We start from the raw sequence: 19,098 nt of genomic DNA, 5'->3' as shown, positions 1-19,098 counted from the left end.
AAGGGGAAATGATATGAGACGACTGACGATTACAGCAATCGCATTGGCCATGCTGGTGGCCGTCCCGGCTCAGGCGACCGAGCCTGCGGATTTTCAGGGCGCGGCGGCAGCGCTCGCGCAGTATAAATCGGCGATGGAGAAACTGGACCTGACCGGCGTCGAGGCCCTCTTTTCGCCAGACGCCCAGATATTCGAATCCGGCGGCGTTGAAGGGAATTTCGCCCACTATCGCGACCATCACCTGGGTCCCGAACTCAAGGAATTCAAATCCTTCACCTTCCGCAATTACAAGATTTCGGTTCGCGGCGAAGGAAATATCGCGATCGCAACCGAGACCTACAGCTTCTCGATTGTGCTCGCGAGCGGCGAGACCATCGAACGGGATGGCGTCGCTACGAGTGTCCTCAAACAGGACAACGGAAAGTGGCAGATCTTCAATCTCCACAGCTCCTCACGCAAGCCGAAGGTGCGACCGGCGGGTGGCAGCTGAGCGGGCAAAAAAGGGGCTAGTCCTCACGATCTCTCCGAACCCACACCTAGCAGGACGCATGAGCCCGAGCGGGTGTGGGCACCCTGAAATGGCTCGTCGCGGCAAGTACGGAAACGCCTGCCTCGTCTGTGACAAGGGCAAAGCTGTTGGGGTGCGTATCATCTGTTGAACAGCCGCCGCATTGCGTTCGGCTGCAAAGCTCAAGGCCTGTTATGCGGGAGATAGATAATGGAGCGATTTCGAACTTTCGATTTCCGAAAGCATATGCCGAGCGTGACGTTCACGCTGCTGGCGGTGGCCCTGATAGCGGGCGCGGGTGCGATCACCGTCTATCTCGGCCTATATAATATAGCGGCCGATGCCCCCCATAACCGGCTGACTTACAGCGTCATCGAAACATTCAGGGAGAAGTCCATCGCAGCGCGATCCGGATCGATCGCGGTGCCGGCAGATTTGGCGGCTCCGGCGCGGATCGCGTCGGGCGCAGGTCTCTATACCGAGATGTGCAGCGGCTGCCATCTCGCGCCCGGGATGGAAAAGACCGAAATGAGTCAAGGGCTGTATCCGCAAGCGCCCGTCTTGTTCAAAGGTTCGGAACGTTCGGCTGCGGAGCAATTCTGGATCATCAAGCATGGCATCAAGATGACCGCCATGCCGGCCTGGGGGAAAACGCATGATGATCGTCTCATCTGGGATATGGTCGCGTTTGTCCGAAAACTCCCTGGCCTGTCGCCGGCACAATATCAGGCTATTACGCAGAATGCGCCAATGGACCATGACGCGATGATGAAGGGCATGACAGAGGCGGAAGGCGCGAGTCAGAAACCAAGCGGAGCGGGCGAACACGCAGGGCACTGAGGTCGTCGACAATTATGCAGCGCCGGGCGTGAACGGGCTCGTTTCGACCTTCCATTCCCGCCCACCTTGCCGGTGGGACGGAAGGTTTCGCCTTTCGCTAAGGGCCGAATCGAGCGAACTGTCTTGGCCGGCAAGCCGCAGGTGGAAAACAGCAATTCGGAATGGATCAAGCGGGGGCTATAAACATGAAGCGCGACCTTGTTCGCGAACTGATCGAGCGCTGGCGCGGCGATTCCGGCTCGACCTATCAAAGCTGGTTCCTGTGGGAGGAGCGACTGAAGAATTTTCGGTCGATCAGAAGAGGCATCTCGCAGGTCGTCGCCGAAATTGAGGCCGGCACCTTCGGAGCGGCATATCGGGGCTCGTCATTGGAGATCATTGTTCATTCAATCGCCGAGCAACGACAGATTTTCAAAGGTGCGGATCATGCTTTCTTGTGGAAGCCCAAACTCCGAATCCCGGACATCTACGAGAACGCCGACAATCAACGAGCTTTTGGCAGACTTCTTCACCATTGCTCCTGTTGCGATACCGCCGAGGAGGTCGTCGCCGGGATCCTCGCAATCGATAGACAGAAGATCAAGGGGTTGGGTCCTGCGGTGGCCAACATTCTCTATTTTCTGCATCCCACTCTTGTGCCTCCGTTCAATACGGCAATCGTAAAGGGCTACAACGCGCTAACGGGTGCGAATGTGAAGCTTGGCAGTTGGGAGCATTTTCTCGCGATGCGCGCGGGCATTCTGGATCTCAACGATCGCTACCGGGATCTTCTTTCCAACGATTTGGGGGCGATAGGAGGGCTGCTGTTCGATATCGGATCGGGACGGTTTCCAGCCCCACCGCTCAGCGGTTCGAGCGAAAATGCGCGCGATTGGATGGCCTTGCTGAATGAAACGCGCTCACAGTCCGACAAGTTCGATAAGGGGCTTGCAAATCAGAAAGAGACCGACCGGACGCATAGCGAAGTCCAATCCTGGCTTCGGGACCTCGGGCTTGCACTTGGATATGACGTCTGGGTAGCGGCAAATGACCGGGGGCGCCTTCATGAGGGTGTGCCGCTCGGGTCTCGATGCCTCGATAGCTTGCCGCATGCCATCGCAACCGCTCAAGGAAGCGATGCCATAAGACTGATCGACATCTTATGGCTCGAGCAATCGACGGCTACGGTCGCGGCGGCATTCGAAGTGGAGCATTCGACATCCATTTATTCCGGAATTGTCCGCATGCTTGATCTCGCGCTGAGCAGCGAGAATCTTCATTTGTCGACGCCACTTTTCCTGGTTGCACCCGATGCGCGAGAAGCCGATGTCCGCGCTCAGCTCCGACGCCCGGCTTTCAGCCGGATCGGTGATCTCGACATTTCCTACCTGCCCTACGCCGAGCTCGAACAGAACAGGGTCGCCATTGCCCGCTTCGGTACGGGCCTGAAGGCGATCAAGGCGATCTCCCATCCATTGCCGTGAGGCAGCCGACGACGCGTAGGCCTCCGAAAGCAGTTGGTCTTTGCATCCTCGCGGCGTCACAGGGAAAGCCGGGCATCGAAATCGCGCGCGCTACCGACGTTCAGGATGGGACTAGCCCGTATCTGTTCGTGCCATCTTACTGCCCGGCTCATCGTGCCATCAGCAGGGCCGTTCAAGTAACGGCGCCGGTGAGAACAGGGACATATCATGTCCTGCGTTCAGAGGAAGTATTCCCCCCGGGCGCAAGCGCCCAGGGGGACCGACGACCGTAGGGGAGTCGCCGGGGGACCTCGCAGGACGAGGAACCTCAGAAAAAGTAGCGCAGCTGCAGTCCATACTGGCGCGGCTCGCCGTAGATGTAGAGCGGAAGAGTAGGGTTCGAGACACCCGTCGCGTCCGTCCCGATCGTACTATAGCTCACATAGCGCTCGTTGGTGAGATTTCGGCCATAAAGCGCAATTTCCCACGCTTCGCTCGCCGGCTGCCATGTGACACGCCCATTTATAAGGGTCGTGGCGTTTCCGGAAAAAAGCGGATTGTTGCTGGGCTTGAAAAAGACGCTGTCGCGCCAGGAGATATCGGTCCGTAATGTCAGCATTCCGCCGCCCAGGGAGGCCTTATATTCTCCGCCGAAAGTGATGTTCCACTTCGGCGCGTTCGGCAGCCGCTTGCCCTTGAGGCTTGCGCCGACGTCGTCAAAATAGACATCGTAGCGCGCATCGAGATAAGCGATCGTGGATGTAAGCGTCAGGCGATCGAACGGCCGTGCCATCAGTTCCGCTTCAACGCCCTTGATCGTCGCCTTGCCGGCGTTGGTGGTACTGGCAACGCCATTATTATACTCGACCACCTGAAGATTGGTGTAATCATAATAGAAGGCGGAAAAATTAGCTCGAAGCCGGCGATCGAGGAGCGTCGACTTCAGGCCGACTTCGTAGCTCCAGACATACTCCGGGAGGAAAGGCCGCCCGTCTCCCAGCTGGAATCCACCCGATTTGAACCCGCGGGTTGCCGACGCATAAGCCATGACGTCATCGGCAAGGTCGTAATCGATCCCAATTTTCGGAGTCCAGGCGGTCCAGGATGATTTGGGCTGACCGGCATCGACCTGATTTCCGTTCAGCAGGACACGATATCCGAAATCCTTTTTTTCGTATGAGTATCGAAGCCCTCCGGTCAATCGCAGGCGGTCGATGAGTTCGTAGCTTGCTTGTCCGAAGAGCGCGAATGCATTCGTCGTATTGTTTTCCGGGATCGCGAGCCGACGACCCGGTTCGATGATCCGTATTTCGTCGTTGCCCTTTTCATTCAGATAGAATGCTCCGACGATCCAGCGCAGCTTGTCCGCATCGTTGTTGAGAAGTTGGAACTCTTGCGTGAAACTGCGGGAACGTTCGTAAAATTCGATATCGCGGAGGAAGAGGTCAGTCGAGTCAACGTCGAGCGCCTGGACGACCTTGCTCTTGCGCAGCGCCGTAATCGAGCGGAGCGTGACCGGGCCGCCGTCCCAGTTCATGGTCGAGGACACGCCCCAGGCATCGACATCGTAACGCGGCAGGCGGTCGAGTGCGGCCTCTTTGTCATTGGCCGGGATCGTCGCCCCCGCATCGACGAAGCCTTGCGGATAAAAGGGCCGAACAGACCGCGCGCCGGTCTCGCGATCACGGCTGGCATCCGCCCGCAACACGATCTCAAGACGGTCGCTCGCGTCAATCGCAAGCGTCAGTCGTCCAGCGAGATTATCTTCGTTTTGGTATCGCCGTCCCGAGACGACGTCGCGGTAGATGCCGTCGCGCTGGTTGGCAAGCAAGGTGAGGCGGCCTCGGACGCCCGCTCCAAGCGGTCCAGAAATCGTGCCGCTCAGCGAGCGCTTCTCGTAATTTCCGACGGTGAGCCCCAGCGCGCCAGTCAAATCCTCCGTAGGCATTTTGGAAATGATGTTGAGTGTGCCGCCGGCGGAGTTGCGACCGAAGAGAACGCCTTGCGGTCCGCGCAGCACCTCGATGCGTTCGACGTCGAACAAATCCTGATAGCTTGTGGTCGGGCGCGAGATGTAGACGCCGTCATAATGGACTGTCGTGCTGGGGTCGGTCGCAACGCCGAACGCCGAGGTGCCAATTCCACGAATATTGATGATCGCCATGGAATCGTTGGTGATCGACACGCCCGGCACAAAAAATTGGAGGTCTTCGACGTTTGATATGCCCGTTGCCGTAAGCGCCTCGCCGGTCATCGCTGTCACCGAGACGGGAACGGACTGCAGATTTTCCTCGCGCTTCTCCGCCGTTACGATGATCTCGGCGAGGCCGTCCGACTGGGCTTCCTGAGCCTGCGCGGGAAACGCGACCGCCACCGCAATCGCCGCCATCGAGCTTCGCTGCATTGCGCGCTTCGTCGACGAATAACAGTATAATTTGTTCATTATGCTTCCCCTGTTTCGAAGAACTGCCCTTTCGCGCAGCCCAAATGAGTTTCGGGGAAGTCGAGGACAAAAACATGCATGCCCGGAAACCGCTGCTTACGGCTTCCGAGTTCAAGCACCCAACATCCCCTACTGACATTGATTACGCACCAGAACGACTCATCCCTCAAAAATGGTTCGGGCGACGTAAAACCATTGGAATTGGGCTCCCCGATTTGTTCAGATCGCCAGGATGAAGTTGATCCGGAACGCCCAAAGGCTCCTACCTTCATCCAGAAGCGGCGCTTTTCGCTTCTGCCCCTCGTCGGAGCCTTGGTCGGCGCCGTGCACGTGACGCAATCGCTCGCTTGACCCTATGGTCAGGTCTTCCCCGTGGAAGCCTATTTGTTCGCTCTGATGCCGGTCCTAGCCGCGGAGATTCGATGGCGCCTGACCCAGGCACTTCGGACGGCCGTCGCAACTCCGGACGCGGCAGCGGCGAGACCTGCGGCTGCGATCCGCGCTAGCCTTCTGCTCGATGTCGCAGCCGGAATTACCATCCCATCGCTTGTAGCCGGGATGCTGGAACCATTTGCGACCGATTGACACCAGTTGGGAGGTGAGACCGGCCGTCAGCACCATCCGCCGCCAAGGCCAGTCGGGCTAGACCTGCTCGAACGCCGCTATGATCGGGCAGTGGAGCGTGTCGGCGGCAGCGCATTGGCGCGACAGGCCCATGAGCGCGCGCCGCGCCGCATCGAGTTCGGCGATCGTCTTTTCGATCGCCGCGATGCGCGCATCGGCCAGTTCGCGCGCTCGCGCGCGATCGCTCGACGCGTCGAGTTCGAGCAGTTCGGCGATCTCGGTGAGCGTAAATCCCGCTGCTTGTGCCGATTTGATGAAGCGCAGACGGCGCAGAACCGCCTCGTCGTAACGCCGGACTCGGCCTTCCGACGGGGCGCTGGCCGACTGAGGCGGAACGGGCAACAGGCCGCGGCGTTGGTAATAGCGGATCGTCTCGACATTGACGCCGCCCTGCCGGGCAAGCTGGCCGATGGTCATGTCACGCAAGGCCTTGACTCCGTACTATGGTACGGAGCCTATATAGCGGGAAGCGATCGGGAATCAAGAAAGGCGAATCGATGAATATGCAGGTTCAGCGCGCGAACGAAAGCGCGCCAGCGCACACTGGTGCGGCGGTTTCGGGCAAGCCGCGGGCGACCATCTATCGCATGGTGATGGAGCAGCATATCTGCCCCTATGGCCTGAAGGCGCTGCATCTGTTGCGCAGCCGCGGCTATGACGTCGAGGATGTCTGGCTGACGACCCGCGAGGAAACCGACGCATTCAAGGCGAAACATGGCGTCGCGACGACGCCGCAGACCTTCATCGAAGGCGAGCGGATCGGCGGTCTTGACGATCTGAGGCGCCATCTCGGTCTGAAAGTCCGCGATCCTAAGGCGCTTACCTATAAGCCCGTCATCGCGCTCTTCTCTATCACCGCGCTGATGGCGCTGGCCGCCAGCCAAGCGGTGTCGGGCACGCCCTTCACAATCCGTGCCGCCGAATGGTTTATCGGGTTCAGCATGGCGTTGCTTGCCTTCCTCAAGCTCCGCGACATCGAGAGCTTCTCGAGCATGTTCCTGAACTATGACTTGCTCGCCAAACGCTGGGTACCCTATGCTACCATCTATCCCTTTGCGGAGGGTCTTGCCGGCATCCTGATGATTTCTGGCGCGCTGAACTGGATATCGATTCCGGTGGCGCTGTTCATCGGGATCATCGGCGCCGTGTCGGTGTTCAAGGCGGTGTATATCGACAAGCGCGAACTCAAATGCGCCTGCGTCGGCGGCGACAGCAATGTGCCGCTGGGTTTCATCTCACTGACCGAAAATCTGATGATGATCGCCATGGCGCTGTGGATGCTGGTCGCGCCCGCCGCCATGACAATGGGCCATTCTTAACGGGTCCGGCGTAACCACGACGGGACAGTCGGCGAACAAGTGAGCGGGATCTCCACCCCGGTTTAGATTGACGCCAAGTTTGACAAGGATCATGCTTCGACCGTGAAACGCTGGCTCACCTTTCTACTTCTTGTCGGAGCCTTACTCGGCCTTCTGGCGCAGGAGACCGCATTCGCCTCGGCGCCCGCGCTCCCGTCGGCCGAGACGGCGTTCGCGGCGGCGATGAGCGACGAATGCGCGGAGATGATGGGGATTAAAAAATCCCAGAAGAGCGCTCCGTGCAAGGGCCTCACGCTCGACTGCATCGCCAAGATGGGCTGCGCGCTACCGCCCGCCGTCGTCTCTCCGGCTACCCCCCTTGCCGAAAAGACATTTGTCGCCGGCTCTTTCGATCCGCTTCCTGTCCGGCGCCTCGCCGGAAGAACATTCGGCCCCGAACCCGACCCGCCCCTATTTCTTGCCTGAATTGCCGACGCGCACCGGCTCGTCCCGGCGCGCGGTTTCACGCTTTTCAATCAAGGAATTCAACATGAAACCGTTTTTTGCCGTTGCCGCGCTCGCGGCAGCAACGCTTGCCGCTCCCGTCCTCGCCCAAGAACCGTCCGGCGGCCATCATGAATGGCAGACCCGCCAGGTGCCAGGGCCGAACAAGTCCAATACCACCTCGCGAGTCCGCGTCTGGGTCAAGGACAAGCCGGGACAGATGGCGCATTGCGACTGCGACATGATGAAGGTGAGTCCGGCGGACTGCATGAAGAATATGTCCGGCGACCAAAGGATGCCCCCGCAAGGGTAACGGTCTTTCTTCCCCGGCGTACAGACGCCGGGGAGGCTTTCGCCCAGTCCACAGCAGGGGGACATCATGCGCCCATATTTTACGGCAGCCTTGCTTGCGCTGCCCTCGGCTCTTCACGCCGAGCCGATGACGCTCGATTCGGCGCTCAGCCGAGCAGCATCGGAGGCACCCGAACTGCAAAGCCGCGAAGCGGGCGTCGACGCCGCCCAATCGGCGGCGATCGCCGCCGACCGGCTGCCCGACCCGAAACTCAATATCGTCCTCCAGGATTTCCCGGTGACCGGACCCGACGCGGGCCGGTTCAATCGCGACGATTTCACGATGCAGGTCATCGGCGTCAGCCAGGATTTTCCGAACCCCGCCAAACGCCGCGCGCGCGCGACCCGCGCGCAGGCCGACATTGGAATCGCCCGCGCCGACGAAGCGGTCACCGCGCAGGACATCAGGCTCGCGACCGCGCTCGCCTGGGTCGATCTCTATTATGCCAAGAAGGAGCTGAAGGAACTCGACCTGCTCGATAGCGGCCTCGAGGACCTTCAATCGACCGTGACGGCGCGGCTTGCCAGCGGTGCGGCGCGCCCGGCGCAGGCGCTCGAACCCGATCAGCTTCGCGCCGCGATCAACGATCGCCGCAGCGCGCTCGCCGCCGAGATCGCCCGCGCCCGCGCGCAGCTCGCCCGCTTCACCGGCGACCCCGCCGCCGACACGCTCGGCGACTTGCCGCCGCAGTCGATCGACGAACAAGGATTGCGCGCCGGCATCGACGCCCTGCCAAAGCTCAGAGCACTCGATGCCCGCGCCCTCGCCGCCGACGCCGAGACCGGTCTCGCACGCGCCGACAAGCGACCCGACTGGAGCGTCAACGCGGCCTATGGGCGCCGCGAGCCCAATTACGGTGATCTCGTCACGGTCGGGGTCACCGTCGACCTGCCCTTCTTCTCGAAAAAGCGGCAGGACCCCAAGATCGCCGCGCGCGCCAGCGAGGCGATGCGCGCCCGGCTCGACCGCGAGGCTGCCAAGCGCGACATCGCGGCAGCGCTCGACGCCGATCTCGCCGATCACCGCATGCATCATGAGCAGCTCGCCAATGCACGTACGCGGCTCGTGCCGCTCGCGAAGAAGCGCGCCGAGCTCGATCTTGCAAGCTACGCCGCCGGAAAGCTCGACCTCGGGACCGCGCTCCTGTCGACTCTCGCGCTTGCCGAGGCCGAAGTCGATGCGCTGGCGCGCGAAGCCGAGGTCGCGCGCGACGCGATCCGGATCAATTATATTTATGGGGAGGCAGGTCGATGACCGATGCAACATCAGCGGCGCGCTGGCGCGTCGCAATCCTGGCCACGGTGCTGATCGCGGGCGGCGGCGGTTATTGGTTGGGACAGAGCGGCAAGAGCGATGCACCAACCGAGACGGCAAGCGGCGGGCGCAAGATCCTCTACTATTATGATCCGATGTTCCCGAACCAGAAGTTCGACAAGCCCGGCAAGTCGCCCTTCATGGACATGCAGCTCGAGCCCAAATATGCCGACGAGGGTGGCGGCGCGGCGCCCGGCGTGTCGATTGACCCGTCGGCGCGTCAGAGCCTCGGCATAAGAGTGGTCGCGGCCGAAATGGGGAGCCTTGCCGCAACCTTCGACGTCAACGGCAGTATCGATTTCAACCAGCGCGATGTCGCGATCGTCCAGGCGCGCTCGGGCGGCTTCGTCGAACGCGTCTATCGCCTCGCGCCTGGCGATGTCATCGGCGCCGGTGCGCCGATCGCCGAATTGCAATTGCCTGAATGGGGCAGCGCCCAGACCGAATATCTGAGCGTCAAGAAGCTCGGCAAACCTGAACTCACGGCGGCCGCGCGGCAGCGGCTGCGGCTGATGGGCATGCCCGAAGGCGTGATCGCCGAGGTCGACCGGAGCGGACGGACCGGCGGCAGACTGACGGTGCGCGCGCCGATCGGCGGCGTGGTCCAGACGCTCAATGCCCGTGCAGGCGTGACTCTCGCCTCGGGGCAGACACTTGCCGAAATCTCGGGACTTGGAACGGTGTGGCTCAATGCCGCGCTCCCCGAAGCGCAGGCCGGACTGGTGAAGATCGGCCAACCTGCCACCGCGAACCTCACCGCCTTTCCCGGCGAGGCTTTTACCGGGCGGGTCGTCGCGATCCTGCCGACCGCAGCGGCGGACAGCCGGACGCTGACAGTGCGCATCGAGCTCGCCAACCGCGGCGGTCGCCTACGCCCCGGCATGTTCGCCGTCGTCGCGCTCGGCGGGGACGCCAAGCCAACGCTGCTGGTGCCAAGCGAAGCGGTGATCCGCACCGGCACGCGCAGCATCGTGATGCTCGAGAAGGGCGACGGACGCTACCATCCCGCCGAAGTGGTCGCCGGACGCGAAGGCGGCGGCAAGACCGAGATATTGCGAGGGCTCGCCCCCGGCGAGAAGGTCGTCGCGTCGGGCCAGTTCCTGCTCGATTCCGAGGCGAGCCTGACCGGTCTCACGGTTCGTCCGCTGGAGCCAGCGCAATGATCGCACGCATTATTCGCGCCTCGGTCGCGGCGCGCGGGCTTGTCGTCGCTTCGGCGCTGATCCTGACCTTGCTCGGGATCGCCGCGGTGCGCACGACTCCGGTCGACGCCCTGCCCGACCTGTCGGACGTCCAGGTCATCGTCCGCACCAGCTATGCGGGACAGGCACCGCGGATCGTCGAGGACCAGGTCACCTATCCGATCACGACGACGATGCTCTCGGTGCCGGGCGCGCGCGTGGTGCGCGGCTACAGCTTCGTCGGCGACAGCTTCGTCTATGTCCTGTTCGACGACGGCACCGATCCCTATTGGGCGCGCAGCCGCGTGCTCGAATATCTGAGCCAGGTGCAAAGCCGTCTCCCCGAGGGCGCGCGCGCGAGCATCGGTCCCGACGCGACCGGGGTTGGCTGGATCTATGAATATGCGCTCGTCGACAAAAGCGGCCGCCACGATCTTGCCGAACTCCGCAGTCTTCAGGACTGGTTCCTCCGCTTCGAGCTTAAATCGGTTCCCGGCGTCGCCGAGGTCGCGAGCATCGGCGGCATGGTGCGCCAGTATCAGATCATCGTCGATCCGCAGAAGCTCGCCGCGTTCGGGGTGACTGCAACCGACGTCGCCGACGCCCTCAAGCGCGCCAACCAGGAAAGCGGCGGCGGCTCCCTAGAACTCGCTGAGGCTGAATATATCGTCCGCGCGAGCGGCTATCTGGAGTCGCTCGACGACTTCCGCGCCGTCCCGATCCGCACCGCCGCGGGCGGACTCCCGGTAACGGTCGGCGATGTCGCGACGGTGCAGATCGGTCCCGACACAAGGCGGGGCATCGCCGAACTCAACGGCGAGGGCGAAGTCGCGGGCGGCGTGATCGTCATGCGCGAGGGCAAGAATGCCCGCGAAGTCATCGACGGCGTGCGCACCAAGCTCGCCGAGCTCAAGCGCAGCCTGCCGCCCGGGGTCGAGATCATCACCACTTATGACCGCTCGGGGTTGATCGACCGCGCGGTCGACAATCTTACCTCGAAGCTCGTCGAAGAGTTCATCATCGTCGGGCTCGTCTGCGCGCTCTTCCTCTGGCACGCGCGCTCGGCACTGGTCGCGATCCTGACGCTGCCGCTCGGCATCCTCATCGCCTTCATCGTGATGCGGCTGCAGGGACTCAACGCCAATATATTGTCGCTCGGCGGCATCGCCATCGCGGTCGGTGCGATGGTCGACGCTGCGGTGGTGATGATCGAAAATGCCCATAAGCATCTCGAACATTGGGAGCGCGATCATCCGGGCGAGGAACTGAAAGGCGCCGAACGCTGGCGCGTCATCACCGACGCCGCCGCCGAGGTTGGGCCCGCCCTCTTCCTCAGCCTCCTCATCATCACCTTCTCCTTCCTCCCCATCTTCACGCTCGAAGGCCAGGAGGGACGGCTCTTCTCGCCGCTCGCCTTCACCAAAACCTATGCGATGGCGGCCGCCGCGATCCTCTCGATCACGCTCATCCCGGTGCTGATGGGCTGGCTGATCCGCGGTAAGATACCCGCCGAACAGAGTAATCCGGTCAACCGCTGGCTGACCCGCATCTATCGCCCGGCACTCGACTGGGTGCTCGAACGGCCGAAAAAAGCGCTCGTGATCGCCGGCCTCGTCTTCGCCACCAGCCTGTGGCCGATGACCCAGATCGGCGGCGAGTTCATGCCGCAGATGCACGAAGGCGACCTCCTTTACATGCCCTCGGCGCTACCCGGCATCTCGGCCGCAAGGGCATCGAGCCTGCTCCAGCAGACGGACCGACTGATCAAGACCGTGCCCGAGGTCGAGAGCGTGTTCGGCAAGGCGGGGCGGGCCGACAGCGCGACCGACCCCGCGCCGCTCGAGATGTTCGAGACGACGATCCGCTTCAAGCCGAAGGACCGTTGGCGCCCCGGCATGACCGAGGAGAAATTGATCGAGGAGCTCGACGCGCGGGTCCGGGTTCCGGGGCTCGCCAATTTCTGGATTCCCCCGATCCGCAATCGCATCGACATGCTTGCGACCGGGATCAAGAGCCCGGTCGGCATCAAGGTCGCGGGCTCGAATCTTGCCGGGATCGATCGCACCGCCAAGCGCATCGAAGCGGTCGTCAAGACCGTACCCGGCGTAGCGTCGGCGCTGGCCGAGCGGCTGACTGGTGGGCGCTATATCGATGTCGACATCGATCGCGCCGCCGCAGCACGCTACGGCCTCAATGTCGCCGACGTGCAAGCGATCGTCTCGGGCGCGATCGGCGGCGAGACGATCGGCCAGACGGTCGAGGGGCTCGCCCGCTATCCGATCAGCGTCCGCTACCCGCGCGAGCTGCGCGACAGTATCGGCGAGCTCGCGAGCCTTCCGGTCCTGACGCCGTCGCGCCAGCAGATCACGCTCGGCACGGTGGCCAGAGTCAAGGTCAGCGACGGGCCGCCGATGCTGCGCAGCGAGAATGGCCGCCCGGTGACCTGGATCTACGTCGACAGCCGCGGCCGCGATTTGCAGGGCCTCGTGCAGGACATCCAGCGGGCGATCGCGCGCGATGTCGATCTGCCGCCCGGCGTCAGCGTTTCCTACACCGGGCAGTTCGAGTTCCTCGTTCGTGCGACCGAGCGGATGAAGGTCGTCGTGCCGGTCACGCTCGCGATCATCTTCCTGCTGCTCTACCTGACCTTCCGCCGCTGGGACGAGGCGCTGCTCATCATGGCGACCCTGCCCTTTGCGCTCACCGGCGGGCTCTGGCTCCTCTATCTGCTTGGCTATAACCAGTCGGTCGCGAGCGCGGTCGGGTTCATCGCGCTTGCGGGCGTTGCCGCCGAGTTCGGGGTCGTCATGCTCATCTATCTCAAGCATGCGCTCGCCGATCGCAGCGACGGCCACATATTGGCCGCGGTTCGCGAAGGCGCGCTGCTCCGCGTCCGCCCGAAGGCGATGACCGTTGCGGTTATCCTCGCGGGCCTGTTCCCGATCCTCGTCGGGACCGGCACCGGCTCCGAAGTGATGAGCCGCATCGCCGCGCCGATGATCGGCGGCATGCTCACCGCGCCGCTGCTGTCGATGCTTATCATTCCCGCCGCCTATCTGCTGATGCGAAGGCGTGCGGCTCATCCCGTCCAACCCGAAGGAGAAACGACATGAATAAACTCACTGCGATTACGCTCAGCCTTGCGCTCGGCGCTGGACTTGTCGCCTGCGGCAAGCAAGGCGAAGCACCGAAGACGGAAGAAAAGGCCGCGATGGCCGATGACACAGGGACCATGGCGGCCCCGGCCGAAACGAAGCATGGCAAGGGCACGGCGACCGTGACCGCGATCGATACGGCAAAAGGCCAGGTCACGCTCGATCATGGCGCGATCGCCGAACTCGAATGGCCGCCGATGACGATGGGTTTTGCGGCGAAACCCGAGCTGCTGAAGGACATCAAGGTCGGCGACAAGGTCGCGTTCGAGCTCAATTGGGACGGCAAGGCCGGGACGATCACCAAGCTCGACAAGGCGCCGTAACGCGCCGCCATTGCGCGCGGTGGCCCTAGTTGCCGCGCGCAATGGCTGCTTTGGGGCGCTGGCGGAAGACGGCTGTACTCGAACCTAGTCGGACAGCGCCTCCAGAAGCGGGCAGCCCCCGGCATCGCCGGCGCCGCACGCCTCGACAAGATCGCCCAAGACAGCGGCCATCCGGTCGAGGTCGGCGCGCTTGGCGAGGACGTCGGCAAGCTGGCTCTCGGCCATATGGCGCGCCTGATCGCAGCTATGGCCGCCGCCTTCGGCAAGAAGGAGCAAAGTCCGGACCGTATCGAGGGGAAACCCCAGTTCGCGCGCGCGGCGCACAAATGCAAGGCGCCGCACACCAGCTGAATCATAACGGCGAAATCGCCCGTACCGGACCGGCGCGGGCAGAATGCCGATGCGCTCATAATAGCGGATCGTCTCGATATTGCAGCCGGTAAGCCGAGAAAGCTCGCCGATGGGGATGGTGCTTGAGGGGGCCATTGCGATTCCGCTTGCATCTGTAGTCACTACAGATGGTAGACTTGCCGCTACCGCGAAACAAGGAGTTTGAATTTGGCTGGAGATGCAAGGCGTCCAAAAGGATTTGGGGCCATTTCGCTGGCGCTTGGCGGGATCGCATCGGGCTTTCTCGCAGCCACCTGCTGCGCCCTCCCCATGCTGCTGGCCTCGGCGGGGCTCGGGTCCGCCTGGCTCGTCGGCATAGCGGTCCCGGCCGCGCCCTACCGGCTCTGGTTCGTCGCATTCGGCGCAATTTCGCTCGTCGCCGGTGGCGTCCTGCTGGCGCGCCAGCAGATGCGCGCGGCGCGCTGCGGCGCCGATGGCCTGTGCGTGCCCGCGTCGCTGCGCTTTGTGACCCTGATCGGACTGCTCCTCGCCGCCGTCCTCCTCTGGCTCGGCTATCGCTATGCTTGATCCCTCGCCGGTCCTGCAATCGACGCTGACGTGTCCGCTCTGCGGTCAAATCGCCGACGAAATCATGCCCACCGATGCGTGTCAGTATTTCTACGACTGCAAGGGATGCGGCGCGCTGCTCAAGCCGCTGCCAGGAGACTGCTGTGTCTTCTGTTCCTATGGCACGGTACCCTGCCCGCCAATACAGGTTGACGGCGGCAAGGGCAGTTGCTGCGGCTGAGCCGCAAGCCGCCGACAGTCCCGATAGCGCGGCGGCTAGGCATTTCCGGCGGCGATGGCCTCGATGACCCGGCAATCCGACACCGGCCCGCCATCGCAGAGCTGGACGATACGGGCAAGTTCAGCACGGAGCCGCGCCATCCGTTCCAGCTTTTCATCGACATCGAGCAGGTGACGCGCCGCAACTGCGCGGATTTCGGCGCAGTCCTGCCCCGGCCCCAAGGCCAGCGCCGTCAACGACCGGATTTCATCGATCGAAAAGCCGAGGCCGCGGGCATTGCGGATGAATGCGAGGCGCCCGACATCCTCATCCCCGTAGGTGCGCCGGCCAGAGGCTGTGCGCGCTGCGCAAGGCAGCAATCCGATATCCTCATAGAAGCGGATCGTGTTTACCTTGGTGCCGGTGCGTTTCGCCAGGCCGCCGATCGGCAGCCGCGTGTCGCGCGCCATCTCCCTTCCTCTCAGTCTCGTTTCGATTTCAGCTTGCTTCTACAGTTACTGTAGAATGTAGAACAGGGGAATGAGCAACGACAGCAATTGCGGCTGCACGGGCGACACCGTCAGGGCCGAACGCGATCCCGCCTATCGAAGGGCCTTGTGGATCGTCGTAATTCTCAATCTCGGCTTCGGCGCGATCGAGATCGTCGGCGGGTTCATCGCCAACAGCCAGGCGCTGAAAGCCGACTCGCTCGACTTTATCGGCGACGGCACGATCACGTTGGCCGGCCTCGTCGCGATAGGCTGGACTGCGCTCGCCCGCACGCGTATCGCCTTAGCCCAAGGCCTGTTCCTGCTGTCGCTTGGCATAGGGGTCATCGGCGTCGCGCTGTGGCGTGCCCTGACCGCGGTTCCGCCCGAAGCCGAGCTGATGGGCGGCATCGGCGCCGCCGCCCTCCTCGTCAACCTCACCTCGGCCGCGGTCCTCTCGCGGTTCCGCGAAGGCGACGCCAATGTCCGGGCGGTGTGGCTGTTCAGCCGCAACGACGCGATCGCCAATGTGGCGGTGATCATCGCCGCCGGCCTCGTCGCATGGACCGGGCAAGCCTGGCCCGACCTTGCAGTCGCCGCCATCATTGCCACGCTTTTCCTGCATTCGGCCTATGAGATTCTACGCAGCGCGCGGACCGAATTGCGCGAACTGTCGACTGTGCCCGGACAATAGGGCCAATGCCCCCCGCCCGCCGCTTTCTCTCTCTGCTGATCGCGCTCGCTGCAATCTGCGGCCTCGTCGTGCCGACGGCACAGGCCCGCACTGATGCCGGCGAAGTCCAGACCATCTGGCGCCTGCTGGACTATGTTGCGGTCGACTATGGTGGAGCGGTCTCGAATGGCGCGGTGACGAGCACGGTCGAATATGCCGAGATGACCGAGTTTTCCGCCACCGTTCGCAAGGGGATCGAAGCGCTTCCGGTATCCCCGGCGCGGGCTCGCCTTGTCAGTGAAGCGGGACAACTCCAGACGGCGATCGCATCGAAGGCGGACCCCGGCAAGGTGGCTGGCCAGGCGCGCGGACTCGCGGCGGACCTCCTCGCCGCCTACCCTGTGCCCCTCGCGCCGCGCAACGCTCCAGATCCCCGGCGCGGAGCCCAAGTCTATCTGGAAAATTGCGCCAGCTGTCACGGCGCGCGCGGCGATGGCAATGGACCTCAGGCCAAGGGGCTCGACCCGGCACCTATCGATTTCACCGACGCCGGACGCGCTCGCAAGCGCAGTCTGTTCGCGCTCTATCAGGTGATAGGACAGGGGCTCGAAGGCACGTCCATGCCCAGTTTTGCCCATTTGCCCTCCGACGACCGCTGGGCGGTAGCAGCCTATGCCGGTGGATTTGCCTTTCGCGACGTCGCAGCCGGCCGGCGTGTCTGGAACCAGACCCCTGCGGCGCGCGAACTGGTCCCCGACCTGCAAGCCTTCACGAGTCTCAGCCCGGAAGTGCTTGGTCGTGGGCTGGGATCGGAGCAGGCCGACGCGCTTACCGCCTATTTGCGCTCAGATCCCCAAGCATTGACAACCGCTTCGCCCGCGACGCTTGCGGTTGCCCGTGACAAATTGGCGCAAAGCCTTGCCGCGTACCGCAAGGGAAATCGGAGCGAGGCAGAGCGTCTCGCGCTGTCCGCCTATCTCGACGGTTTCGAACCGATTGAGCCGATCCTGACGACGCGCGATTCCGCCCTTATGGCGCAAATCGAATCCGCGATGTCCGATTATCGCGTGTCCATCGCGCGAGGTGTGCCGGTCGATGCGGTCGCGGGTAAAGCCGCCGCAGTCGAAACCCTTTTCGCCGATGCCGAAGCTGCACTGTCTCCCGATGCAGCCAGCGACGCATCGACCTTTGTCGGGGCGCTTACCATCTTGCTGCGCGAGGGTCTCGAAGCGCTTCTGATCATCGTGGCGATGATCGCTTTCTTACGAAAGGCCGAACGGCCTGAGGTCCTACCCTATGTCCATGGCGGCTGGATCGCAGCCCTGGCAGCCGGCGGCGCAACCTGGGCAGTCGCGACCTATGCAATCTCGATCAGCGGAGCGAACCGCGAGTTGACAGAGGGATTTGGCTCGCTTTTCGCCGCAGTCGTTCTCGTCTGGGTCGGCATCTGGATGCACGGAAAGTCACATGCGGAGAGCTGGCAGCGCTATATTCGCGAAGCGATGGGCAAAGCGCTTTCACGTCGCTCGGCCTGGTTCCTGTTCGGGCTCGCTTTCCTCGTGGTCTATCGGGAAGTCTTTGAGACCATCCTGTTTTTCGCAGCTCTCGCCGCGCAAGGAAGCCGCAGCGCGATCGCCGCCGGAGCCGGAACCGCAGTGGTGATCCTGGCAGCAATCGCATGGGTCATGCTTCGTTACAGCCGGGTCCTGCCGATCGGAAGATTTTTCGCTTACAGCTCTTCGCTCATCGCTATCCTCGCGGTTGTCCTGGCCGGCAAGGGCGCGGGCGCGCTACAGGAAGCCGGCCTCCTCGGCATCACCCCGCTAGCTCATTTTCCCCGCTTCCCGGCGATGGGGATATTTCCTTCGCTCGAACCGTTGTTGCTCCAGCTTCTCGCGCTTGCAATCCTCTGGATCGGCTATCGTTACAACAGTCGGCAACATCGCCGCATCGAGACAGCGCCCGGTCGATGAGGGGAATCATCACGGGGTCGGCGCACTCCTCCTTGGCCGTAAGACGGCTTCCGAAAAGAGCCTCCGAGCCAGAGTGCTTACCCGGCGCCCGTTACGCACACGAGTTAGGCCTGCTATTGCGACCCGATGCCCGAAACGTCCAACTGGAACGGCCGACTTAGCCTCGGCGACTATCATGCTCTCTGGTCGGGTTCGGTTGGCGATGCCGCCGCGCACCGCCATTTTGCGGCGCAGGCAGTGTTTTGTGCCGAGCCGCTTACCGTGGTCGATGCTGATGGCGCGCGCCTGTCGGGGCGTTGCTTGCTCATCGAACCCGATACCGTGCACCGGCTGCTCCCCGCGCCCACGGCTGAATTATGGTTCGTCGAGCCGACAGTGGTCTTCGGTCCGCCGGTAGATCTGAAAGACCGGCTGATCTGCTCCGATCCGATTCATGTCGCGCTGCCGGGACAGCGGTCCTTCTGGAAAAACTGGCTCACGCGAGGCGCCCGACCCCCGCTCGATCCGCGCATCACCCGCGCCGCCGCCTCGATTGACCGCCTGATCCCCATGGGCTCTGTCCGTCTCGCGGCTGTGGCGGAGGAGAGCCGCCTTTCGCTCGGCCGCTTCCGGCATCTCTTTGCCGCCGAGATCGGCATGCCCTTCCAGCGCTTTGTGCTCTGGCGAAGGTTGATTATCGCCTTCGACGAATTGGGAATGCGCCGCAGCGCGACCGAGGCCGCACACATGGCAGGGTTCAGCGACAGCGCGCATTTCGCCCGCACGATCAAGGCGATGTTCGGTATCCGGGCAAGCGACCTTTTCATCGAATCATAGCCTCTCCGTTCAAGCCGGTGCGTGATCGCGCCTGGTAGAGGCGCATC

Annotated in this window: 19 protein-coding genes; 15 read left to right on the top strand and 4 right to left on the bottom strand. The window is 63.0% G+C overall.

The window, feature by feature from the left end; translation table 11 throughout:
* Nucleotides 1–13 precede the first annotated feature (13 nt).
* The 3 genes from SPYCW_RS17470 to SPYCW_RS17460 all read left to right on the top strand — a co-directional run bounded on the left by SPYCW_RS17470 (nt 14) and on the right by SPYCW_RS17460 (nt 2,811).
* Nucleotides 14–490 (top strand): YybH family protein, encoded by a 477-nt coding sequence (locus SPYCW_RS17470; protein WP_037553291.1) that lies wholly within the window; start codon nt 14–16, stop codon nt 488–490.
* A gap of 264 nt (nt 491–754) precedes the next feature.
* Nucleotides 755–1,348, top strand: a complete 594-nt coding sequence (locus SPYCW_RS17465) for a c-type cytochrome (protein WP_223181176.1) — start codon at nt 755–757, stop codon at nt 1,346–1,348.
* A gap of 185 nt (nt 1,349–1,533) precedes the next feature.
* A complete protein-coding gene (locus SPYCW_RS17460) occupies nt 1,534–2,811 on the top strand; it encodes a hypothetical protein (protein ID WP_037553287.1) in 1,278 nt (425 codons plus the stop codon).
* A 307-nt stretch (nt 2,812–3,118) separates the two neighbouring features.
* Here SPYCW_RS17460 and SPYCW_RS17455 read toward each other — a convergent pair whose 3' ends face one another.
* Entirely contained in the window at nt 3,119–5,233 is a 2,115-nt protein-coding gene (locus SPYCW_RS17455) for a TonB-dependent receptor (protein ID WP_052181951.1), read from the bottom strand.
* Nucleotides 5,234–5,875: 642 nt separating this feature from the next.
* Nucleotides 5,876–6,274, bottom strand: coding sequence for a MerR family transcriptional regulator (locus SPYCW_RS17450; RefSeq protein WP_003046425.1), 399 nt, complete (start codon nt 6,272–6,274; stop codon nt 5,876–5,878).
* 80 nt (nt 6,275–6,354) lie between these two features.
* On the opposite strand from SPYCW_RS17450, the gene SPYCW_RS17445 reads away from it, so the two are divergent.
* From SPYCW_RS17445 to SPYCW_RS17415, 7 genes are all read left to right on the top strand, one after another.
* A complete protein-coding gene (locus tag SPYCW_RS17445) occupies nt 6,355–7,176 on the top strand; it encodes a MauE/DoxX family redox-associated membrane protein (protein ID WP_003046430.1) in 822 nt (273 codons plus the stop codon).
* A 102-nt stretch (nt 7,177–7,278) separates the two neighbouring features.
* Nucleotides 7,279–7,641, top strand: a complete 363-nt coding sequence (locus SPYCW_RS17440; RefSeq protein WP_003046437.1) for a hypothetical protein — start codon at nt 7,279–7,281, stop codon at nt 7,639–7,641.
* A gap of 64 nt (nt 7,642–7,705) precedes the next feature.
* Nucleotides 7,706–7,972 (top strand): hypothetical protein, encoded by a 267-nt coding sequence (locus SPYCW_RS17435; RefSeq protein ID WP_003046439.1) that lies wholly within the window; start codon nt 7,706–7,708, stop codon nt 7,970–7,972.
* 66 nt (nt 7,973–8,038) lie between these two features.
* Entirely contained in the window at nt 8,039–9,265 is a 1,227-nt protein-coding gene (locus tag SPYCW_RS17430) for a TolC family protein (RefSeq protein ID WP_003046442.1), read from the top strand.
* On the top strand, nt 9,262–10,488 hold the full coding sequence (locus SPYCW_RS17425; RefSeq protein WP_003046445.1) for an efflux RND transporter periplasmic adaptor subunit: 1,227 nt from the start codon (nt 9,262–9,264) through the stop codon (nt 10,486–10,488). The genes SPYCW_RS17430 and SPYCW_RS17425 overlap by 4 nt, the downstream gene beginning before the upstream one ends.
* Complete coding sequence (locus tag SPYCW_RS17420; protein WP_058539243.1) at nt 10,485–13,619, top strand: efflux RND transporter permease subunit; 3,135 nt, start codon at nt 10,485–10,487, stop codon at nt 13,617–13,619. Before SPYCW_RS17425 ends, SPYCW_RS17420 begins: the two co-directional genes overlap by 4 nt.
* Nucleotides 13,616–13,984, top strand: a complete 369-nt coding sequence (locus tag SPYCW_RS17415) for a copper-binding protein (protein WP_003046451.1) — start codon at nt 13,616–13,618, stop codon at nt 13,982–13,984. Before SPYCW_RS17420 ends, SPYCW_RS17415 begins: the two co-directional genes overlap by 4 nt.
* A gap of 84 nt (nt 13,985–14,068) precedes the next feature.
* Here SPYCW_RS17415 and SPYCW_RS17410 read toward each other — a convergent pair whose 3' ends face one another.
* Complete coding sequence (locus SPYCW_RS17410) at nt 14,069–14,470, bottom strand: MerR family transcriptional regulator (RefSeq protein ID WP_003046453.1); 402 nt, start codon at nt 14,468–14,470, stop codon at nt 14,069–14,071.
* A gap of 72 nt (nt 14,471–14,542) precedes the next feature.
* Between SPYCW_RS17410 and SPYCW_RS17405 the strand changes: the two genes are divergently transcribed.
* Nucleotides 14,543–14,902 carry a mercuric ion transport protein, MerT gene (locus tag SPYCW_RS17405; RefSeq protein WP_051066412.1) on the top strand — a complete coding sequence of 120 codons (360 nt, stop codon included), beginning with the start codon at nt 14,543–14,545 and terminating at the stop codon, nt 14,900–14,902.
* Nucleotides 14,895–15,122, top strand: a complete 228-nt coding sequence (locus tag SPYCW_RS17400) for a GDCCVxC domain-containing (seleno)protein (RefSeq protein ID WP_081611194.1) — start codon at nt 14,895–14,897, stop codon at nt 15,120–15,122. The genes SPYCW_RS17405 and SPYCW_RS17400 overlap by 8 nt, the downstream gene beginning before the upstream one ends.
* Before the next feature lie 35 nt (nt 15,123–15,157).
* On the opposite strand, the gene SPYCW_RS17395 is transcribed toward SPYCW_RS17400, so the two are convergent.
* Nucleotides 15,158–15,571 (bottom strand): MerR family transcriptional regulator, encoded by a 414-nt coding sequence (locus SPYCW_RS17395; protein ID WP_003046458.1) that lies wholly within the window; start codon nt 15,569–15,571, stop codon nt 15,158–15,160.
* Nucleotides 15,572–15,641: 70 nt separating this feature from the next.
* On the opposite strand from SPYCW_RS17395, the gene SPYCW_RS17390 reads away from it, so the two are divergent.
* The 3 genes from SPYCW_RS17390 to SPYCW_RS17380 all read left to right on the top strand — a co-directional run bounded on the left by SPYCW_RS17390 (nt 15,642) and on the right by SPYCW_RS17380 (nt 19,051).
* Complete coding sequence (locus SPYCW_RS17390; RefSeq protein ID WP_037553278.1) at nt 15,642–16,283, top strand: cation transporter; 642 nt, start codon at nt 15,642–15,644, stop codon at nt 16,281–16,283.
* Nucleotides 16,284–16,288: 5 nt separating this feature from the next.
* Nucleotides 16,289–18,235 (top strand): cytochrome c/FTR1 family iron permease, encoded by a 1,947-nt coding sequence (locus tag SPYCW_RS17385; RefSeq protein WP_003046463.1) that lies wholly within the window; start codon nt 16,289–16,291, stop codon nt 18,233–18,235.
* Nucleotides 18,236–18,496: 261 nt separating this feature from the next.
* Nucleotides 18,497–19,051, top strand: coding sequence for a helix-turn-helix transcriptional regulator (locus SPYCW_RS17380; RefSeq protein WP_171005260.1), 555 nt, complete (start codon nt 18,497–18,499; stop codon nt 19,049–19,051).
* Nucleotides 19,052–19,098 lie beyond the last annotated feature (47 nt).

This window comes from Sphingopyxis sp. EG6 (assembly GCF_003609815.1).
In the GTDB taxonomy this organism is placed as follows: domain Bacteria; phylum Pseudomonadota; class Alphaproteobacteria; order Sphingomonadales; family Sphingomonadaceae; genus Sphingopyxis.
The sequence above is the reverse complement of the archived record's forward strand: the minus strand, read 5'-3'. Positions and strand labels throughout refer to the sequence as shown.

Bases quoted from the DNA above. Each gene is read 5' to 3' on its own strand.
- SPYCW_RS17420 (WP_058539243.1), top strand. From the start codon at position 10,485: ATGATCGCACGCATTATTCGCGCCTCGGTCGCGGCGCGCGGGCTTGTC.
- SPYCW_RS17410 (WP_003046453.1), bottom strand. From the start codon at position 14,470: ATGGCCCCCTCAAGCACCATCCCCATCGGCGAGCTTTCTCGGCTTACC.
- SPYCW_RS17465 (WP_223181176.1), top strand. From the start codon at position 755: ATGCCGAGCGTGACGTTCACGCTGCTGGCGGTGGCCCTGATAGCGGGC.
- SPYCW_RS17445 (WP_003046430.1), top strand. From the start codon at position 6,355: ATGAATATGCAGGTTCAGCGCGCGAACGAAAGCGCGCCAGCGCACACT.
- SPYCW_RS17395 (WP_003046458.1), bottom strand. From the start codon at position 15,571: ATGGCGCGCGACACGCGGCTGCCGATCGGCGGCCTGGCGAAACGCACC.
- SPYCW_RS17415 (WP_003046451.1), top strand. From the start codon at position 13,616: ATGAATAAACTCACTGCGATTACGCTCAGCCTTGCGCTCGGCGCTGGA.
- SPYCW_RS17385 (WP_003046463.1), top strand. From the start codon at position 16,289: ATGCCCCCCGCCCGCCGCTTTCTCTCTCTGCTGATCGCGCTCGCTGCA.
- SPYCW_RS17455 (WP_052181951.1), bottom strand. From the start codon at position 5,233: ATGAACAAATTATACTGTTATTCGTCGACGAAGCGCGCAATGCAGCGA.
- SPYCW_RS17450 (WP_003046425.1), bottom strand. From the start codon at position 6,274: ATGACCATCGGCCAGCTTGCCCGGCAGGGCGGCGTCAATGTCGAGACG.
- SPYCW_RS17470 (WP_037553291.1), top strand. From the start codon at position 14: ATGAGACGACTGACGATTACAGCAATCGCATTGGCCATGCTGGTGGCC.
- SPYCW_RS17400 (WP_081611194.1), top strand. From the start codon at position 14,895: ATGCTTGATCCCTCGCCGGTCCTGCAATCGACGCTGACGTGTCCGCTC.
- SPYCW_RS17460 (WP_037553287.1), top strand. From the start codon at position 1,534: ATGAAGCGCGACCTTGTTCGCGAACTGATCGAGCGCTGGCGCGGCGAT.
- SPYCW_RS17435 (WP_003046439.1), top strand. From the start codon at position 7,706: ATGAAACCGTTTTTTGCCGTTGCCGCGCTCGCGGCAGCAACGCTTGCC.
- SPYCW_RS17425 (WP_003046445.1), top strand. From the start codon at position 9,262: ATGACCGATGCAACATCAGCGGCGCGCTGGCGCGTCGCAATCCTGGCC.
- SPYCW_RS17390 (WP_037553278.1), top strand. From the start codon at position 15,642: ATGAGCAACGACAGCAATTGCGGCTGCACGGGCGACACCGTCAGGGCC.
- SPYCW_RS17430 (WP_003046442.1), top strand. From the start codon at position 8,039: ATGCGCCCATATTTTACGGCAGCCTTGCTTGCGCTGCCCTCGGCTCTT.